13 protein-coding genes are annotated in these 19,497 nt (G+C 66.9%); 6 read left to right on the top strand and 7 right to left on the bottom strand.

Annotated elements, in window-relative coordinates; translation table 11 throughout:
• Window positions 1-41 precede the first annotated feature (41 nt).
• The 5 genes from ACNQFN_RS15820 to ACNQFN_RS15800 all read left to right on the top strand — a co-directional run bounded on the left by ACNQFN_RS15820 (window position 42) and on the right by ACNQFN_RS15800 (window position 5,877).
• Window positions 42-1,280 carry a benzoate/H(+) symporter BenE family transporter gene (locus ACNQFN_RS15820; protein ID WP_068638660.1) on the top strand — a complete coding sequence of 413 codons (1,239 nt, stop codon included), beginning with the start codon at window positions 42-44 and terminating at the stop codon, window positions 1,278-1,280.
• Window positions 1,280-2,137: a YggS family pyridoxal phosphate-dependent enzyme gene (locus ACNQFN_RS15815; protein ID WP_418646954.1), complete on the top strand. Its 858-nt coding sequence runs from the start codon at window positions 1,280-1,282 to the stop codon at window positions 2,135-2,137. Before ACNQFN_RS15820 ends, ACNQFN_RS15815 begins: the two co-directional genes overlap by 1 nt.
• On the top strand, window positions 2,134-3,318 hold the full coding sequence (locus ACNQFN_RS15810) for an aspartate aminotransferase family protein (RefSeq protein WP_418646953.1): 1,185 nt from the start codon (window positions 2,134-2,136) through the stop codon (window positions 3,316-3,318). The genes ACNQFN_RS15815 and ACNQFN_RS15810 overlap by 4 nt, the downstream gene beginning before the upstream one ends.
• Window positions 3,319-3,328: 10 nt before the next feature.
• Entirely contained in the window at window positions 3,329-4,600 is a 1,272-nt protein-coding gene (gene glyA / locus ACNQFN_RS15805; RefSeq protein ID WP_418646952.1) for a serine hydroxymethyltransferase, read from the top strand.
• A gap of 374 nt (window positions 4,601-4,974) precedes the next feature.
• Window positions 4,975-5,877, top strand: a complete 903-nt coding sequence (locus ACNQFN_RS15800; RefSeq protein WP_418646951.1) for a helix-turn-helix transcriptional regulator — start codon at window positions 4,975-4,977, stop codon at window positions 5,875-5,877.
• A gap of 68 nt (window positions 5,878-5,945) precedes the next feature.
• Here ACNQFN_RS15800 and ACNQFN_RS15795 read toward each other — a convergent pair whose 3' ends face one another.
• The 3 genes from ACNQFN_RS15795 to ACNQFN_RS15785 all read right to left on the bottom strand — a co-directional run bounded on the left by ACNQFN_RS15795 (window position 5,946) and on the right by ACNQFN_RS15785 (window position 9,656).
• Window positions 5,946-6,998 (bottom strand): alpha/beta fold hydrolase, encoded by a 1,053-nt coding sequence (locus ACNQFN_RS15795; RefSeq protein ID WP_068638652.1) that lies wholly within the window; start codon window positions 6,996-6,998, stop codon window positions 5,946-5,948.
• A gap of 220 nt (window positions 6,999-7,218) precedes the next feature.
• Complete coding sequence (locus ACNQFN_RS15790) at window positions 7,219-7,986, bottom strand: SDR family NAD(P)-dependent oxidoreductase (protein WP_068638650.1); 768 nt, start codon at window positions 7,984-7,986, stop codon at window positions 7,219-7,221.
• A 20-nt stretch (window positions 7,987-8,006) separates the two neighbouring features.
• Window positions 8,007-9,656, bottom strand: a complete 1,650-nt coding sequence (locus ACNQFN_RS15785) for a flavin-containing monooxygenase (RefSeq protein WP_418646950.1) — start codon at window positions 9,654-9,656, stop codon at window positions 8,007-8,009.
• A 492-nt stretch (window positions 9,657-10,148) separates the two neighbouring features.
• Here ACNQFN_RS15785 and ACNQFN_RS15780 point away from each other — a divergent pair, with 492 nt between their 5' ends.
• A complete protein-coding gene (locus tag ACNQFN_RS15780) occupies window positions 10,149-11,012 on the top strand; it encodes a transporter (RefSeq protein ID WP_418646949.1) in 864 nt (287 codons plus the stop codon).
• Window positions 11,013-11,069: 57 nt separating this feature from the next.
• Here the strand turns inward: ACNQFN_RS15780 and ACNQFN_RS15775 are convergent, their stop codons facing one another.
• The 4 genes from ACNQFN_RS15775 to putA form a co-directional block, all read right to left on the bottom strand.
• Complete coding sequence (locus ACNQFN_RS15775) at window positions 11,070-12,326, bottom strand: putative Na+/H+ antiporter (RefSeq protein ID WP_418646948.1); 1,257 nt, start codon at window positions 12,324-12,326, stop codon at window positions 11,070-11,072.
• 676 nt (window positions 12,327-13,002) lie between these two features.
• Window positions 13,003-13,806 (bottom strand): tetratricopeptide repeat protein, encoded by an 804-nt coding sequence (locus ACNQFN_RS15770; RefSeq protein WP_418648924.1) that lies wholly within the window; start codon window positions 13,804-13,806, stop codon window positions 13,003-13,005.
• Window positions 13,807-14,241: 435 nt separating this feature from the next.
• Complete coding sequence (locus ACNQFN_RS15765; protein ID WP_418646947.1) at window positions 14,242-15,582, bottom strand: Glu/Leu/Phe/Val family dehydrogenase; 1,341 nt, start codon at window positions 15,580-15,582, stop codon at window positions 14,242-14,244.
• Window positions 15,583-15,637: 55 nt separating this feature from the next.
• Entirely contained in the window at window positions 15,638-19,369 is a 3,732-nt protein-coding gene (gene putA, locus ACNQFN_RS15760) for a trifunctional transcriptional regulator/proline dehydrogenase/L-glutamate gamma-semialdehyde dehydrogenase (RefSeq protein WP_418646946.1), read from the bottom strand.
• Window positions 19,370-19,497 lie beyond the last annotated feature (128 nt).

Genomic DNA, 19,497 nt, shown 5'->3' with positions numbered 1-19,497 from the left:
CCGCGTCAAAACTTCATCGACCAGGGAGCCGCAGACAGGCCATGTCTTCATCCAGATCTTTTTCCGCCCTCCGTTTCGGCGATTTCGCCCACCCGGTGGTGGCCGGTCTGATCTCGGTCATCGTCAATTATGGCGGCACCTTCATCCTGGTGTTCCAGGCCGCCAGGGTGGCCGGACTCAGCCCGGAACTGACGGCCTCGTGGGTGTGGTCGGTTTCGATCGGCGTGGGGGTGACGGGCGTGATGCTGAGCTGGATGATGCGCGTGCCGATCATCACCGCCTGGTCGACGCCGGCCGCCGCCTTCCTGGTCGTGGCCCTGGGCACCACGCCGTATGCGGAGGCGGTCGGCGCCTACATGATTTCGGCCGCCGCTTTCGTGGTGCTCGGGCTGTCGGGCTGGTTCGAGCGCGTCATCCGGCTGATTCCGTCTGGCGTGGCCGCCGGGCTGCTGGCGGGCATCCTGCTGCAGTTCGGCATCAAGGCCTTCGGCGGCATGAGCATCGACCCTTTGCTGGCAGGCCTGCTGATCGTCGCCTATGTGGTGCTCAAGCGCTTCAGCGCGCGCTATGCGGTCGTCGGCATCCTGGTGCTGGGGCTGGCCTTGCTGTTGCTGCAGCACCGCGTCGATCTGTCGGGGCTGGAGCTGAAGCTGGCCGCACCGGTGTTCACGATGCCGGCGTTCTCGCTGAATGCCTTGCTCGGCGTGGCGCTGCCGCTGTTCCTGATCACGCTGACCGGGCAGTACATGCCCGGCATGCTGGTGCTGCGCAACGACGGCTTCAGGACCAGCGCCAATCCCATCGTGACGATCACCGGGCTGGGTTCGCTGCTGATGGCGCCATTCGGTTCGCACGCCTTCAACATCGCCGCCATCACCGCCGCCATCGCTACCGGCCGGGAGGCGCACGAAGACCCGTCCAGGCGCTGGATCGCCGGCATCGCCGCAGGCGTGTGCTACATCCTGGTCGGCGTCTTCGGGGTGACGCTGGCGGCCGTCTTCATGGCCTTCCCGGCAACCTTCATCACCACGCTGGCGGGCCTGGCGCTGCTGGGCACCATCGGCGGCAGCCTGGCCAATGCCCTGGCCGATGCCGGGACGCGCGAAGCCTCGCTGATCACCTTTCTGGCCGCCGCCGCCAACATCACCCTGCTGGGCATCGGCGGCGCGTTCTGGGGGCTGGTGGTCGGCCTGCTGGCGCATGCGGTGCTCAACGGCCGGCTGCCGTGGGCGCCGTGGCGGACCGTGCATGCCGCGGCCGGCAAAGGAGAGTCGAATTGATGCACGATCCATCCGCCACGGGCGGGGCGTCCCCGGCCCCCGCCACCCCCACCCGCCACGACCGGCACGGCCGCTACCCGCAGGCCGCGACGGTCGAAGACCTGCGCCACAACGTCGCCGCCGTGCAGGCGCGCATCGCTGCCGCCTGCCGCCGCGCGGGACGCGACCCGGCCGGCGTACGCCTGCTGCCGGTCAGCAAGACCCGGCCCGAGGCCGACATCCGCCTGGCCCATGCGGCGGGTTGCCGCATGCTGGGCGAGAACAAGGTGCAGGAGGCGCAGCGCAAGTGGGAGGCGATGGCCGACCTGCCGGATCTGCGCTGGTCGGTGATTGGCCACCTGCAGACCAACAAGGCCAGGCTGGTGGCGCGCTTCGCGAGCGAGTTCCAGGCGCTGGACAGCCTGCGCGTGGCCGAGGCGCTGGAGCGCCGGCTGCAGGCCGAGGGGCGCGCGCTGGACGTGTTCGTGCAGGTCAACACTTCGGGCGAACCCAGCAAGTACGGCCTGCCGCCGTCCGAGGTCGCGGCCTTCCTGTGGGCGCTGCCGGCCTTTCCGGCGCTGCGCGTGCGCGGGCTGATGACGCTGGCGCTGTTCTCCAGCGAGGCCGAGCGGGTGCGGCAGTGCTTCGTGCTGCTGCGCACGCTGCGCGACCGGCTGCGCCAGATCGTGCCCGACGGCATCGGCCTGGACGAACTGTCGATGGGCATGTCGGGCGATTTCGAGATCGCCGTCGAGGAAGGCGCCACCGTGGTCCGCGTGGGGCAGGCCATCTTCGGCGCGCGTGCGCTGCCGGACAGCCACTACTGGCCCGGCTCCGACGCACCCGGCGCGCAGGACGGCGGAGGACAGGACGCATGACGGATACCTCATCCCATCTGATGCAGGCCTACGCCCGCCAGCCGGTCGCCTTCGTGCGCGGCAGCGGCGCGCGGCTGTGGGACGCGGATGGCGTCGAATACCTGGACGCGATGGCCGGCGTGGCCGTCACCAGCCTCGGCCATGCCCACCCGGACATCGCCGCCGCGATCGCCGAGCAGGCCGGGCTGCTGCTGCACACTTCCAACCTGTTCCGCATCGACTGGCAGGAGCGCCTCGGCGAGCGGCTGTGCGCGCTGGCGGGCATGGAGCGGGCCTTTTTCTGCAACTCGGGGGCGGAGGCCAACGAGGCCGCGCTCAAGCTCGCCCGCCTGCATGCCCATCACGCCCGGGTGGCGCAGCCGCAGGTGCTGGTGATGGACAACGGCTTCCACGGCCGCACGCTCGCCACCCTGGCGGCCACCGGCAACCCGGCGGCGCAGCGCGGTTTCGAGCCCTTGATGCCCGGTTTCGTGCGCGTGCCGTACGACGACGTCGGGGCGGTGCGGCGGGCGGCGGCGGAAGTGCCGGGCATCGTCGCCGTGCTGGTCGAGACGGTGCAGGGCGAAGGCGGCGTGCACGCGGCCGGCACCGCCTGGCTGCGCGAACTGCGCGCGCTGTGCGACCGCCACGGCTGGCTGCTGATGGCCGACGAAGTGCAGACCGGCATGGGGCGCACCGGCGCCTGGTTCGGCTACCGCCATGCGGGCGTCGTGCCCGACGTGGTGACGCTGGCGAAGGGGCTGGGCAACGGCTTTCCCATCGGCGCCTGCCTGGCGCGCGGGCCGGCGGCGGCGCTGTTTTCGCCCGGCGGGCATGGTTCGACCTTCGGCGGCAATCCGCTGGCCTGCCGGGTGGGCTGCGCCGTGATCGATGTGATGGCGCGCGAGCAGCTTCCGCGGCGCGCCGCCGTGCTGGGCCGGCGCCTGCTGGCCGCGCTGCGCGCGGCGCTGCACGGCCATCCCGATGTGCTCGCCATCCGCGGCCAGGGGCTGATGATCGGCATCGAGCTGGACCGCCCCTGCGCCGGACTGGTGGGCCGCGCGCTGGAACAACAGCGCCTGCTGATCACCGTGACCCGGGGCAGCACTATCCGCCTGCTGCCGCCGCTGATCTGCAGCGAGGCGCAGATCGACGACATCGCGGCGCGCGTCGCGCGCCTGCTCGACACCGACCAAACATAGGAATCGCGCCATGTACGACGCCTCCACGACGCTTGCCGGCTTCGATCCGGCGCTGGCCGCCGCGCTGCGCGGCGAGGAAAGCCGCCAGGAAGACCATGCCGAGCTGATCGCCTCCGAGAACTACGCCAGCCCGCTGGTGATGGCGGTGCAGAACTCGGTGTTCACCAACAAGTACGCCGAAGGCTATCCCGGCAAGCGCTACTACAGCGGCTGCGAGCATGTGGACGTGGCCGAGCGGCTGGCGATCGAGCGCGCCAAGGCGCTGTTCGGCTGCGACTACGCCAACGTGCAGCCGCATGCCGGCGCCCAGGCCAACGCCGCGGTGTTCCTGGCGCTGGCCGAGCCCGGCGACACCGTGATGGGAATGAACCTGGCCCAGGGCGGCCACCTGACGCACGGCAACCCGTCCAACTTCTCCGGCCGGCACTACAGGATCGTGCCCTACGGGCTCGATCCGGAGACGGGGCTGATCGACTACGACGAGATGGAGCGCATCGCGCTGGAAACCCGGCCGAAACTGCTGATTGGCGGCTTCTCGGCTTATTCGCGGCACAAGGACTGGGCGCGCATGCGCGCCATCGCCGACAAGGCGGGCGCCATCTTCTGGGTGGACATGGCCCACGTCGCCGGCCTGGTGGCGGCGGGCGAGTACCCGAACCCGCTGCCTCATGCCCATGTGGTGACCAGCACCACCCACAAGACCCTGCGCGGCCCGCGCGGCGGCATCATCCTGGCGCAGGGGCAGGGGGCGGATTTCTGCCGGAAGCTCGATTCCGCCGTGTTCCCCGGCATCCAGGGCGGCCCGCTGATGCACGTCATCGCCGCCAAGGCGGTGGCCTTCAAGGAAGCACTGCGGCCCGAGTTCAAGACCTACCAGCGTCAGGTGGTGGCCAATGCCCGTGCGATGGCTGCGGTGCTTCAACGACGTGGCTACAAGATCGTGTCCGGCGGCACCGACAACCACCTGATGCTGATCGACCTGTCCACCAAGCCCTACACCGGCAAGGACGCGGACGCCGCGCTGGGCGATGCCCACATCACCGCGAACAAGAACTCGGTGCCGAACGACCCGCGCTCGCCCTTCGTCACCTCGGGGCTGCGCATCGGCACGCCGGCAGTGACCACGCGGGGCTTCGGCGTGGCCGAGTGCGAGCAGCTGGCCGGCTGGCTGTGCGACGTACTGGATGCACTGGAAGCGGGCGACGGTGCGCTGGCGGTGGTGCGCGACCGGGTGCGGGGACAGGTGGCGGAACTGTGCCGCCGTCATCCCGTATACCGATAGCGCTTCACGGATGGAGGTCGCGCTTCCCAAGGATCGATCGGACGCAGGTTCAGAACTGCGAAATCCCTGGTGCTGCGCGTAAGCAGCGTCAGGCCGTGGTGAAGTGCCGTGGCTGCCGACGGGCCGTCGATTGCGGGAAGGGCACGGCCTGCGCTGGCCTGTACCTGCCCCCAGCGGCTCCGACAGAGCATTGGTGTCGATCAGGTAGCTCGAAATCCGGCCTCGCGCAGCGGGACGGATGGGCTCGACGCATGGCGGACAAAGACCGGGTTGTGTATTAGGCGATTTGATCGTGTAATTCAATATTTCTTGTATCATGACGGCTTCCACACGTTTGTTCCTCCAAACGCGTTCAGTTTCGGGTTGGTCGTCATATGAGCACCTTGATTACTCCAAGGGACCTGCCTACCTGGGTGCCAGGGCGGGTTCTGTCCGCCAGTGACGGATTGGGCTGGAAGGGTGTGGCGCACCGCGCATATCTCTACACTGGCCTGGATGTGTATATTCCGCCGCTGGATCATTACATGATCGTCCACTATCGTCGCGGCCAGACGCTGATGGATCGGCAGGTGGAAGGGCAGTGGAGCCGCAAGAAATGCACGCCGGGCGATTTCTCGCTACTGACGCTCTCGGAAATGTCCCATTGGCACTGGACCGAATGCATCAACGTGTCCCACACTTATCTTTCGGAAGCGCTGATGCAGCGGGTGGCGGTGGACATCACCGGGCGCAGCATGGTGGATGTCCGCCTGCAGGACGTGTTGCAGGCGCAGGATCCGGTCGTCACCGGCATCGTCGATGCCATCACCGCGGAAGCGGAGCAGTGCGCGCCTGGCAGCAGTATCTATGTCGAGGGCCTCGCTCTGCAACTGGCGGTCCATCTGTTCCGCAAGTATGCCTGTATCGACATCCGCGACGACACGCCGGTGGGGCCGCTGGCACCCAGGCAGTTGCGTCGCCTGGATGAATATGTGGAAGCCAATCTGCACAAGGGGCTCACTATCGAGCAGATGGCCGAGGCGATCGGGCTCGGCGTATGGACCTTCTCGAAGCACTTTCGCGCCAGCGCCGGCGTTTCGCCGCATGAACATGTCATCCGCCGTCGGCTGGAGCGGGCCGTTCGTCTATTGTCCCGCGACGGGCTGGCGATCAAGCAGGTCGCGGCGATGTGCGGATTTTCGGACCAGGCCCATCTGACGCGCGTGATGCGGAGCAGAATGGGCGTCACGCCGGCCTGCCTCAGAAAGATGGGCGGCATCAGGCTGGAGCAGGAATAGAAAAACCGCAGCCTCGTCGGAGGCTGCGGCCTGCATTTCCCGCCGCGGCTGCGGCAGACTCGTGCTCCTTATGCGCCGGCTTGGGCGTCCAGCAGTTGCCGGAGGTTGGTGTCCAGTTCTGCGATGCAGTTGGCATCGGTGCCGAACAGCGCGAGGTGGCCGTCGATGCTGTTCAGCGGACGGAATTCGCTGTTGGCGATCCGCGTCTGCTCGGCCAGGCAGTCGTTGGGCGGAAAGAACATGTCGTGGCTGATCGGCATCACGAAAGTCTTCGCCTTGATGCGGCCGAGCGCCTGGGCCAGGTTGCCGCCGGTGTGGCGGCTGACGTCGCCGCGCTGCCATTTCCAGATCATGCACAGCAGGTTGTTCGGATCCATCGGCGCAAAGTAGCCGGTCATGAACTGATCGACGAAGCTTTCCATGTTGTCGAAGCCCAGCACCTTGTGGCGCCCGACGCGAAAGAAGTCGGTGCTCCAGCCCATCACCGTCCATAGCTTGGCGTGGCGGCGCAGACCGGCTGCCACTTCGGCGGAATCGGTGTAGTTGCCGTCGCGGAAAGCCGGATCGGTGACGATGGCGTCGATCAGGGTTTCCGCGAACATGAAGTCATGCTCGGTGTTGCGGGCCGTGCCGGCGATGGGCGCGGCGCGTTCGACCATGTCCGGATAACGTACCGCCCATTCGTAGGTTTGCTGGGCGCCCATCGAGCCGCCTAGCACCAGCGCCAGGCGTTCGATGCCGAAGTGCTGGGTAATCAGGCGGTGCTGGGCCTGGACGTCGTCGCCGATGCGTACGCGGGGGAATTTCGGCCCGGCGATCTCGGCCGGTGCGTTGCTTGGCGACAGTGACAGGCCGCTGCCGATCTGATTGACGACGATGATGAAGTAGCGGTCCGGGTTCAGCGCATGCTCGGGACCGATATAGATTTGTTCCATGATCTTGCTCGTGCCCGAATACCAGGTCGGGACGAGGATCGCGTTGTCGCGTGCGGCGTTGAGCTGGCCATGGGTGGCGACGGCCAGTGTGCATTCTTCGAGCACGCCGCCTTCTTCGAGTTCGAGTCGGCCGATGTTGATGAGCTTGTAGGGGCCGTGGTTTTCCTGGGTGTAATAGGTGTTCATGTGGGTGTCCTCGTGGGGGGGGCTGGGCCGCGGACGGCCCGAGCGCCGCAGGGCATACGGATGAGGCCGGTGTTCTGGCCGTGTTGGCAGGAAGGGGATATCAGCGGGCCCAGCCCGCCGGCATGCCGCCATCCCTGCAGTGGCGCCCGGCCGGGGGCATGGCTTTCATGAATGTCTCCTCCGCTCATGGCCGGCCGCGCGAAGGCGGCCGGCCCCGGGATCAGCGTGCGGTGTAGCCGCCGTCGATGACGAGTTCGGCGCCGGTGACCCAGCGCGACTCGTCCGAGGCGAGGTAGACCGCGCCCCATGCGATGTCGTCCGGCGTGCCGGTTCCACCCAGCGGATGCAGAGCGTCCAGATGGGTCTTGGCCGCATCGTGCGTCAGGCCGTTGTCCTGGACGTAGCGGTCGACCAACGGCGTGAACACGAAGCCCGGATGAATGGAATTGACCCGGATGCGCTCGGGCGCGTAGAGCAGGGCATCGTTCTTGCTCATCGTCCGCACCGCGCCCTTGGCGGCGTGGTAGGGCGGAATGTCGCCGCCGCCGACGATGCCGTAGATCGACGAAATGTTGATGATCGAGCCCCCGCCCGATTGGCGCAGATACGGGACGGCGTGCTTGGTGCATAGGAATACCGCCGTCACATTCACAGCCATCACCCGGTTCCATTCGGACAGCGTCAGCTTGTCCGTCGGCGTGTTCTCGCCTTCGATGCCGGCGTTGTTCACCAGCACGTCGATGCCACCGAGCTGCGTGGCGGTAGCCTGCATGGCTGCGCGGACGCGGTCTTCGTCGGTTACGTCCAGCTGCGCGAACAGCGCCTTGCCGCCTGTGCTGCGGATGGCTTCCGCCACCGCCTCGCCCTGCGCATCGAGGTCGAGGATGGCGACAGCAGCACCTTCCTCGGCCATGCGCCGGACGATGGCCAGGCCGAGGCCGCTGCTACCGCCGGTGACGACCGCCACCTTTCCAGCAAGTCGATTCATGTCGTTCTCTCCTATCCTGATCAGTTCATGGCGAAGCCGGGATAACCCTGGCTGGCCAGTTCGTCGCACTTGCTGTGGTAAGCGCCTGCGCCACCCACATAGGACAGCAGCCGGCGCGGCTTGCCTTCGACGTTGGAGCCCATGTACCACGAGTCGGTCTTGGTCAGCAGTGTGGCGTTGGCCACTTCATCGTGGTGTCTGACCCATTCGTCCTCGAATTCCTGTGTGGCCTCCACCACCTTCTTGCCGTTCTTGCGCGCATAAGCGATGCAGTCGGTGATCCAGTCGACCTGCTGCTGCAGGCAGGTGGTCATGTTGCACAGCGCGGCGGACGGCGCGAGTGGCGCGCCGGTGGTGAACAGGTTGGGATAGCCGTGGACCTGCAGGCCCATCGAGGTGCGGATCTCCTTGCTCCATTCTTCCTGCAGCGAGCGCTTGCCGCGGCCGCGGATGTCGATGCGGGTCAGTGCGCCCGAACCAGCATCGAAGCCGACCGCCAGGATGATCACATCCACTTCGTGCACCTTGCCATCGGAAGTCTGGAGGCCCTCCGGCACGACTCGCTCGATCGGTGCCTTGCGGCAATCCACTGCTTCGACATTGGGCTGGAGATAGACCTCGAGGTATTTGTTTTCCAGCGGCACGCGGTGGGTGCCGAAGCCGTAATCCTGCGGGATCAGCAGGTCCCAAAGGTCGGGGCGGCTCTTCAGGCGCTCGCGCATCTTGTTGCGGACGAACTCCGACACCACTTCGCTGACTTCCTCGTCGACGAACATTTCCGGGAAGCCGGCCAGCCATGGCGCCAGCGAACCATCCTCATATAGCGCCTCCATGACCGCAGCGCGCTGTTCCGGCGTGTTGTCCGCCCATGCGCCCTTGTCGAAGTCATAGTCGAAGCCGGCAAAAGTGGTTCGCACCCGTTGCTTGAGCTCGTGGAAGCGGGTGCCCCATTTTTCCCAGTCTGATGCCGTATATCTGGGGTTCTTCATCGGCACGACGTATTGCGGCGTGCGCACAAAGATCTTCATCGAGCCGACCTCGGGTGCGATCGTCTGGATCACCTGGATGCCGGTGGCGCCGGTGCCGACCACTGCCACTCGCTTGCCTTTCAGGTCCACCGGCTCCTTGGGCCACAGGCCGGTGATGTAGAGCTCGCCCTTGAAAGTGGATTGCCCGGGGAAGCGCTCGGTGATCGGTGCGGACAGCATGCCGCAGCAGGCGATCAGGTATTGGGTCGTCACCTGTTCGCCGTTCGCGGTGGTGAGCCGCCAGATGTCCTGCGCTTCCTCGTAATGGGCCGATGCGATCCGGGTATTGAACCGGATGTCCTTCTTCAGATCGAGCTTGTCGGCGACGTAATTGAGCCAGCGCTCGGTTTCTTCCTGGGCGGGGAAGCGCTCGGAGGGCTGCCACGATTTGTACAATTCTTCGGAGAACCAATATTGGTAAATCTCTGCCTGGGAATCGAAGCGGGCGCCTGGATAGCGGTTCCAGTACCAGGTTCCGCCGACATTGCTGCCAGTTTCATAGGCGCGCACATTCATGCCCATTTCCCGCAGGCGATGCAGCTGATATAGCCCGGCTACACCCGCGCCGATGACGATTGCGTCGAAATGCCTGGCTGTCGCCTGCTTTCCGGCGCCGCTGCCCTGTACCTGTACAACACTCATTTTAGTCTCCTTCACTGCTGTTTATAAGGGTTTTCCCGATGATCGGAGATCATGCGGCGGCATGCTGTCGCGCTTCGCTGAACGCATTTCGTTTCATGCCGGAGGAGAATCTATAGGTGTATTGCGCCGGGCATCTTGTTTGTTCTTGGCAATGTTTTGAACAAACCGGTGAAACCGACCTGAACTTGCGGCGGGGTGTCTTTGATGCAAGTTAAAGTTTTTCCCGCCACGTTCCGTGGCTGTCGAAAGCAAAAAGAAACCCGCTTCGAGAAAGAGCACCTCCTGGAAATGGAGCGCTTGCCTGCGGCCATTTCCGGAGAATCCGCCATCGGGGGCGACAGCGTATCGAATCGAATGCGCGGCTCCACTGAAGGAGACAAACAGATGACCGAAAGAGACGCATCCGGGTCCATGCCCGGTATTTCAACCGGGACGGAGAACTGTGTCGGGCAAGGTTCTGCCGAGCGGAAGCGCAGCAGGCACCGCGGCCGCGTGACGGCCTGGCTCGGCGCCACGCTGCTCGCGGCGACTGCGCAACAGGCGGTGGCGATAAGCGTCGATCCGGGCGATTACGACCACGCGCCACCGGGCACCACCCTGGGGCTGATGTATTACCAGTACAGCAAGGGAGACAAGCTGTATGCCGGCGGCGACAAGGTCTCGAGCGACGCCAGCCTGCGCGCCCAGGTGGGCATGCTCAGGCTGGTCAGGTTCATCGAGGTCGGCGGCATCACGATGACGCCGCAGATCATCCTGCCGTTCGGCTCGGTCGATACCGGCGGCGACCTCGGCGGTGCGACCGTGCGCAACGGTGTGGGCGACGTGATCCTGGGCAGCGGCATCTTCCTGTACAGGGACGATCAGCGCCGCGTGTTCGGCATCATGCCCTACCTGACCCTACCCACCGGGCAGTACGACCGCGACCGCACGCTGAACCCCTTCGGCGAAAACCGCTGGAAGTTCACGCTGCAGGCGGCAGGGGTGCTGCCGCTGAACGACAAGTTCACGCTGGACGTGGTCGGCGACGTGCAGTTCCACGGCGACAACAAGCGTTTCGGCGAAAGCAGGCAGACCATGAGCCAGAAGCAGGTTTGGGAACTGCAGACCCATCTGCGCTACCACCTGTCTCCGGCCACCACGCTCAGCGCCAGCCTGTTCCGGGCCGAGGGCGGCGAAACGGAAATCGATCGTGTGGATCAGGACGATCGCCAGCGCCGCACGCGGATGATGATCGGAGCATCCCGCTTCCTGGCGCCGAACTGGCAGCTGATGGGCCACATAGGGCGGGACCTGTCGGTGGGTCAGGGTGTCCGCGAAAACCTGCGCGTCAATCTGCGGCTGATGACGATTTTCTGAGCCTCGGCTGGCCTGTGGCGCGCTGCCCGATTCCGGCAGCGCGCCACAGGCCGGTGCTTACAGCACCCGGAAGGCGAGGATCGCGACCAGGGTCGGCGGCAGGGCGGAGACCAGCAGGCCGAGCGGGTTGACCACGCCCTGGTTGAAGTCGCGGCGCAGGATGGACATGCCGGCGGGGTTGGGGGCGTTGGCGATCACCGTGAGGCCGCCGCCGGTGACTGCGCCGGCGACGATGGCGTGCTTGAATTCGTCGGTCAGACCATCGACCAGCGACGCCAGATAGGCCAGCGCGGCGTTGTCGGTGACGGCGGTCAGCGCGGTGGCGCCGAAATAGACCGTGGTTGCGTCCATCTTCGTCAGCAGCGGCTGCAGCCACCACGCCTGCTGGCCGCCGAGCACCACCAGGCCGGCGAGGAAGAAGGCCACCATCAGGCCTTCGCGCAGGATCAGGCGTTCCTGGAAGCTCGGGTAGGCGGTCGCCAGGCCCATGAACAGCAGGAATACGCCGAGGAAGATCGGCGGATGGTGGGCGAAGGCGACGATCAGGAACAGCAGGAAGAGGTGGATGCCGACCATCGTCATCGGCACTTCGTCCTTGCGCTCCTCGGTCTCCACCGGCAGTGCATTCAGTTCCCGGTAGAAGATCGCTGTCGCCGCGGCGGCGTTGATGCTCACCGCCAGGGCCGACTTCCAGCCGAAGTGCGACAGCATGTAGAGCGAGTCCCAGCCCCAGGTCGAGGCCACCATCAGCACCGGCGGCGCGGCGAAATTGGTCAGCGTACCGCCGATCGATATGTTGACGAACAGTGTGCCGATGGTCACGTACATCAGGTGGCGGGAGATGCCCCGGCTGTAATAGCGTTCGCGCAGCATCATCGCCGCCAGCGTCATCGCCGCCGGTTCGGTGATGAAGGAGCCGAGCAGCGGCACGGCGGCGAGGATGGTGAAGTAGGTCGCGACCGATTCCGGCAGCGGCACGGTGCGGGCGATCATGCGCACGGTGGCCGAGGCGAACTGCATCACCGGCTTGCTCGCCGCCACCACCATGATGGCGAACACGAACATCGGTTCGGTGTAGTTGCGCGTGTCCAGGTACTCGACCGCGTCGTCCAGGCTCACGGTGAAGCCCATGAACACGATCAGCACGATGGCCCAGAAGCCGAACACCGCTTCGACCTCGCCCAGCAGGTGCCATAGCCCCGCATGGGTCGGCCGGGTATGCGCCAGGTGCTCGAAGAACTTGGTGGAAAAGGTGTGGATGATGGCGATGGCGAACAGGATCGCGCCGATCAGCTGGATTGTCGTTGGAGTCATGCGGCTTTACAGGAAAAGTATGGGGAAGGGGCGTGGCAGGGCCGGGATGGGCAGAGGGCCGTCATCGGTGCCGGCGGCGCGCGCGGCGGGCAGTGGCAGACACGGATGCGCAAGGCGCAGCGGAGAAGGGCTGGCGCGGGGGAACGCGGGCGGGAGCCGGGACGGGCGGCCTGCGATTGCGCAGGCAACGGGGCCTGGAGGGCAAGGTGTCGGTTCATGGGCGCACGGGTACACCGTGAGGCGGCCCGACCATCACGAAAACCTGCCCGACAGCGGATCTGCAGCACGGACACCCGGCGGCAAGCTTACACACATCGGGGGTGAATCAACAAATCAAATAGCTTGATCAAGCTCGGCCGACGGCTTGCAAGCCACGGATCAGGGCTTGCGGAAAAATGCCCACCAAGCAATGGGCATTTCCGTTGCCGCCGCCCTATCATCCATCGCAGGCCCGGGCATGGCCTGCAATCGGAGTGCGGCGTGAAACGCTACGAGAAGCTGGCAGGGCTGGGGCTGGCGGCTTCTCGAGAGTGGCTGGCGAAACGGCGCCGGAGTTCGCCGGCGGATGAATGCGCAGCGTCAGCCGCGCCGGGCTGCTTCGATCGCGGCGACGTCGATTTTCATCATCTCAACGGCGCATCCTGCGTGCGGGAAAGCGGGCTGCCCGGCGGCGCCTTCAGTCCTGTGCGACCTTCTTCGGCAGCACGATGGCATGCTCTTCTTCTGCGGCCAATGAGGCTGCCTGGGCGGATTTCAGTTCTTCCGGGCTCAGCTTCAGTGCGATGCCGTCGCGCTCGCGTGCGCCGTCTATGTTCATCGCGGCGGCAGCGCGGTTGAACCATACGTAGGCCTGAACCGGGTCGGCGCCGACGCCGAGTCCGCCGCGGTAGAGGCGGCCGAGTTCGACCATGGCGTCGCTGTCGCCCGCTTCGGCGGCACTGCGAATCCACTTTCCGGCATATTCGTAGTTCTGCGGCATGCCCACGCCGCTGCGGTAGAGCTTGCCCAACTGCAGCATGGCGCCGGTGTGGCCGCCGGTGGCCGCCTGACGCAGCCAGGCGACCGCTTCGGCGGCACCTTCCTTGCCGCGCGTGGTGTCGAGCAGGGCCGCGCGGCCCAGGCGGAACTGTGCCTCCGCATCGCCGTTGCGCGCGGCTTCTTCGAGCGCGGACTTGACGGCGATCGCTGCCTGAGGGGAATTGACTGCGGCTTCGCCGTGCTCCGCCGCGTCGGGCCACAACAGAACGATGCTGGCCACCACGCCGGCGACGACGGCTGCGGCGCCGATGGTCAGGGAAGGCGCGCCCGTCCGGCTTTGCCTTGCAGTATCCGCGGAGGCGATGAAGCGGTGCGAGCAGGTTTCGCAGCGATAGGGGCGCTTGTCCGGGTTCTCGATTTTTTCCGCATGCGAGCGCCAGCGCGACACGCGGCAGCGTGTCGATGCACATTTGGGGCAGGAGATGCTGGCGCTTACGTCCATCAAGAGGCCTTTCGGAATGGCAGGTTGTGCAGTGCGGTCGGACCGGGCGCCCGGACGCAGGGACGCGGTACAACATGGGCACAGGCATGAACCGGGTGCATGAAACGCGAACTGCGGCGGCGATTCTCGGGCAATGTGGAGCAGATTTCAACATCGCCAGAATCGCGAATGACAACAAGATCACGAGGATATGTTTGCCGGATGCATCGGGGGCAGGCGGAAAGGCCCCGGGTCTGCTGCGCTGCGGAGGTGCTGTCCCGGCGGGGGAGAAAGGCGGCGCCCAGGCGCTCATGGGCGACCGGGCCGGGGATGCCGGCCGCTGGCGGTGGTCCTGCCGGGCGGGGCCATTCCGGGTTGCGCCCCACTGCCTCGATTGCACGGGGCAGTGGGGCGTGCGCGAGGTGCAGTCTTTTCGCTACACGCGCAGGGAAGCGGTCACGGATACAGCCCGCGCAGTTCGCGCGCCTGCAGGATGCGCGAGCAGGCGACGATGAAGGTGGCGGTGCGCAGCGTGACCTTGTGGTGCTGGGCCACTTCCCAGACGCCGTGGAAGGCGTCCTGCATGATCTTGACCAGGCGCTGGTTGATCTCTTCCTCGGTCCAGAAGAAGCTCGAGAAATCCTGCACCCACTCGAAGTAGCTCACCGTCACGCCGCCGGCGTTGGCGATCACGTCGGGCAGCACCAGCACGCCGCGGTCGCGCAGGATGTCGTCGGCGGTCGGCGTGGTCGGGCCGTTGGCGCCTTCGATCACCATGCTGGCGCGGATGCGGGGTGCGGTGTCCTTGTTGATCTGGCCTTCGAGCGCGGCGGGGATGAGGATGTCGCAATCGACCGCCCAGAACTCGTCGTCGCCCATCGCATCGGCCTCGCCGAAGTCCTTCACGCCGCCGGTCTGCTGCACGTGCGCCAGCAGCGCATCCACGTCCAGGCCGGTGTCGCGGTAGACCGTGCCGGTGTGATCCTGCACCGCGACGACCTTGGCGCCTGCCTCGGCGAACAGCTTGCCGGCGGTGCCGCCGACGTTGCCGAAGCCCTGCACCGCGACGCGTGCGCCTTCGATGGCGAGGCCGGTCAGCTTGGCCGCTTCCACGCCCACCGTGAATACGCCGCGCCCGGTTGCCTCGCGCCGGCCCAGCGAGCCGCCCAGGTCGATCGGCTTGCCGGTGACCACGCCGGTGGCGGTGGCGCCGGTGTTCATCGAGTAGGTGTCCATCATCCAGGCCATGACCTTCTCGTTGGTGTTCACGTCCGGCGCCGGGATGTCCTTGGTCGGCCCGATGATCAGGCCGATCTCGCTGGTGTAGCGGCGTGCCACCTTCTCCAGTTCGTTCTGCGAGTACTGGCGCGGGTCGATGCGGATGCCGCCCTTGGCGCCGCCGTAGGGGACGTTGACCGCCGCGTTCTTGATCGACATCCACGCCGCCAGCGCCATCACTTCGGACAGGGTCACGTCCTGGTGGAAGCGCACGCCGCCCTTGCCGGGGCCGCGCGAGAGGTTGTGCTGGACGCGGTAGCCCTCGAAGTGGGCGATGGTGCCGTTGTCGAGCTCGATCGGAACGTCGACGATCAGCGAGCGCTTGGGCCGCTTCAGCGTCTCCACCCACTTGGCCAGATGGCCGAGATAGGGCGTGACGCGATCGACCTGCTGCAGGTAGATCCCCCACGGGCCGAGGTGCTCGGGGTCCAGGTAGGACGGCAGGGCATGCGTCGCGTGCTTGGGCGCGATGCGCTTGCCGGCGTGGGGCGAATGGTCGGGTGTGGCTGACTCGGTCATGTCTTGAACCTCCTCCTTTGGGTGGGGGACCTCGGACAGGTCGGATGCAGCGAAATCACTGCATCGTCATCAATGATGCGTTACCACCGGCTGCGGCGGTGTTGACGCTGGTCACACGTTCGATGACGAGCCGTTCCAGCGGGATCGTGTTGTCGCCGGGCTGGCGCGCGGTGACGCCGACGATCTGCCCCGGGCGCACCGCCAGGTCGGCCAGCACGCGGCGCAGCTCCGCCTCGCCGCCGTGGTGCAGTACGGCATCGAACTGGGCAGCGGCGAACGTCTCCGCCAGCACGACGTGCTGCTGCACGGCGGGCGGCAGGCGGCGATGCAGGGCGGTGGCGGAGGCTTTGTCCTCGAGCCAGACTGCACGGCTGCCGACGGCCAGCACCGCGGCCAGCTGCGCCAGCAGCTCGGCCTCGTCCTCGGCCAGGCACAGCACGGCTTCGCGCGGCAGCACGCGGTAGACGTTGCGCTCGCCGGTGGGGCCGGGCAGTTCGTACTGCGCGCCGCTGAAGAAGGGCATGGGGGCGGCGAAGGGCAGGTTCTGGCTGCGGCACCATGCCGAGAGCTCCTGAAGTGCCGGCGTGGCCGTGGCGGCCTGGAGGGTCGAGGCCGTGCCGAAAGGCGCGGCCAGGGCCGCATCGGGCCGCGCCGACAGCAGCCGGTAGAGGTAGAGCGGGCCGCCCGCCTTGGGGCCGGTGCCCGACAGGCCTTCGCCGCCGAAAGGCTGGACGCCGACCACGGCGCCAACGATGTTCCGATTGACGTAGAGGTTGCCGACGTGGGCCGTCGCCGTGACCTGGGCGATGGTCTCGTCGATGCGGGTGTGCAGGCCCATGGTCAGGCCGTAGCCCAGGCCGTTGAGCCTGGCCAGCAGCTTCGGCAGCTCCTCGCGGCGGTAGCGCACCACGTGCAGCACCGGCCCGAACACCTCGCGGGTCAGATCGGCGAGGTCGGGCAGTTCGATCAGCGTCGGCGGGATGAAAGTGCCTTTGCCGGCGCTGGCATCGCGCTGGCACAGCTGGTGCACCGCACGCCCCTTGCTCCGCAGGCCATCGATGTGGCGCTGGATGCCTTGCTGAGCCTCGGTATCGATGACCGGGCCGATGTCGTTGAACAGTTGTTCGGGGTTGCCCAGGCGCAGTTCGGCCATTGCGCCCTTGAGCATGGTCAGCAGCCGCTCGGCGGCTTCTTCCTGCACGCACAGCACGCGCAGCGCCGAGCAGCGCTGGCCGGCGCTGTCGAAGGCGGAGGAGAGCACATCGACGACGACCTGCTCGGTCAGCGCCGAGGAGTCCACGATCATCGCGTTCTGGCCGCCGGTTTCGGCGATCAGCGGAATCGGCTGGCCGTCGGGCGACAGGCGCTGGGACAGCGTGCGCTGCAGCAGCCGCGCGACTTCGGTCGAGCCGGTGAACATCACGCCTTGCACGCGGGCGTCGCCGGTCAGCCGCGCGCCCACCGTTTCGCCGCGTCCGGGCAGCAACTGCAGCGCGGCGCGTGGAATGCCCGCCTCGTGCAGCAGCCGCACCGCGCGCGCCGCCACCAGCGGCGTCTGCTCGGCCGGCTTGGCCAGCACGGTGTTGCCTGCTGCGAGTGCGGCGGCGACCTGGCCGGTGAAGATCGCCAGCGGGAAGTTCCACGGGCTGATGCACACCACCGGGCCGAGCGGGCGATGCGTGGCGTTGTCGAACTGGGCCTGCACCTGGGCGGCGTAGTAGCGCAGGAAATCCACCGCCTCGCGGACTTCGGCAATCGCGTTGGCGTAGGTCTTGCCCGCCTCACGCACCAGCACGCCCATCAGTGGCTGCAACTGCGCTTCCATCAGGTCGGCGGCGCGCTGCAGTGCGGCGGCGCGTTCGACCGTGGGCACTGCGGCCCAGCGCGGTGCCTCTTCGAGTGCGCTCTGCAAGGCGGTTTCGACTTCCGCGGAACTGGCTTCGCGCACCGTGCCGACCTGGTCGGCATGGCAGGAGGGGTTGATCACGGGCTCGACCGGGCCGTCCCCGGATGCGGCAGCGTCGGCGGCAATCAGCGCTTCGGCGCGCAGGCTGCCGGCAGCCGTGGCCTGCAGGGTCCGGGCCAGTTTCAGCAGCACCTGGTCGTTGGCGAGGTCCAGGCCGGCGGAGTTGGCACGTGCGGAGCCGTAGAGCTTGCGCGGTGCGGCGATGCCCGGATGCGGCAGGCCCGCCGTGCCTTCCAGCTTGGCCATCGTTTCGACCTGCTCGATCGGGTTCGTCACCAGGTTCTCGAGCGGGATGCTGTCGTCGGAAATCTGGTTGACGAAGGAGGTGTTGGCTCCGTTCTCCAGCAGGCGGCGCACCAGGTAGGCGAGCAGCGTCTCGTGCGTGCCGACCGGCGCATAGATGCGGCAGGGGCGGCCGAGCTTGCCTTCGGACACCGGGCCGACGACCTGTTCATACAGGGGCTCGCCCATGCCGTGCAGGCACTGGAATTCGTACTGGCCCGGCTGCCAGGCGCTCGGCTCGGCCAGCTCATAGACGGCGGCCAGCGTCTGGGCGTTGTGGGTGGCGAACTGCGGGTAGATCGCATCGGGCGCGGCCAGCAACTTGCGCGCGCAGGCGATGTAGGACACGTCGGTGTAGGGCTTGCGGGTATAGACCGGGTAGTCCTCCATGCCCGCTTCCTGGGCGCGCTTGATCTCGCTGTCCCAGTAGGCGCCCTTGACCAGGCGGATCATCAGCCGGTGGCCGCTGCGGTGGGCGAGATCGATCAGCCAGTCGATGACGTAGGGACAGCGCTTCTGGTAGGACTGGATGACGAAGCCGATACCCTTCCAGCCTTGCAGCCCGGGTTCGGCGCAGAGCTTTTCGAGCAGGTCGAGCGACAGTTCCAGGCGGTCGGTCTCCTCGGCGTCGATGTTCAGGCCGATGTCGTACTGCCTGGCCAGCAGTGCCAGCTTCAGCACCACCGGATAGAGCTCGTCCATCACGCGTTCCATCTGCGCGCGGGCGTAGCGGGGGTGCAGCGCCGACAGCTTGATCGAGATGCCGGGGCCTTCGTAGACGCCGCGGCCGTTCGAGGCCTTGCCGATGGCGTGGATGGCCTGCTCGTAGTCGTTCAGGTAGCGCCTGGCGTCTTCGGCCGTCAGCGCGGCTTCGCCCAGCATGTCGTAGGAGTAGCGGAAGCCCTTGGCTTCGAGCGCCTGGGCATGGGCCAGCGCTTCGGCCATGGTTTCGCCGGTGACGAACTGTTCGCCCATCATCCGCATCGCCATGTCCACGCCCTTGCGGATCAGCGGTTCGCCGCCGCGCGCGATCAGCCGGCCGAGCGCATTGGACATGCCGCTTTCGCTGTGCGTGGCGACGAGCTTGCCGGTCAGCATCAGCCCCCAGGCGGCGGCATTGACGAACATCGACGGGCTCTGGCCGACGTGGCCTTTCCAGTTGCCGTGGCTGATCTTGTCGCGGATCAGCGCATCGCGGGTGCCGACGTCGGGGATGCGCAGCAGCGCTTCGGCCAGGCACATCAGCGCGATGCCTTCCTGCGAGGACAGCGAGAATTCCTGCAGCAGCCCCTGCACTAGGCCGGACTTGCCGCCGCTGGCCTTGCGGCTGCGCAGCGCGCCGGCGATGCGCAGCGCCAGCTGCTGGCTGCGCGTGGCCAGCGCCGGCGGCAGCCGGGCCTGTTCCAGCAGCCACGGCACGGCGCGCGTTTCAGGCGTGCGCCAAGCCGCGGTGATGGCAGCGCGCAGCGGCGAGCGTTCGGGATGCGGCGTGATGGCGGTGAATGGCGCTGCGCTGGCGATGGAGGGATTGGGCTGCATGCGAAACCTCGATTCAAGGCGAAGTAATGTTCAATGGGCTCGGGCAATCGGCTGGTTCAGGAAGCGTGCTCCGGATCGGCCGTTTCCGTCGCCACGATGTGGCGCCCCCGGCATGCCGGGGGCGCAGG

It is taken from the genome of Thauera butanivorans, from assembly GCF_048398245.1.
GTDB lineage: Bacteria > Pseudomonadota > Gammaproteobacteria > Burkholderiales > Rhodocyclaceae > Thauera > Thauera butanivorans.
Note: the sequence above shows the minus strand (reverse complement) of the source record. Positions and strands in the feature narration are given on the sequence as shown.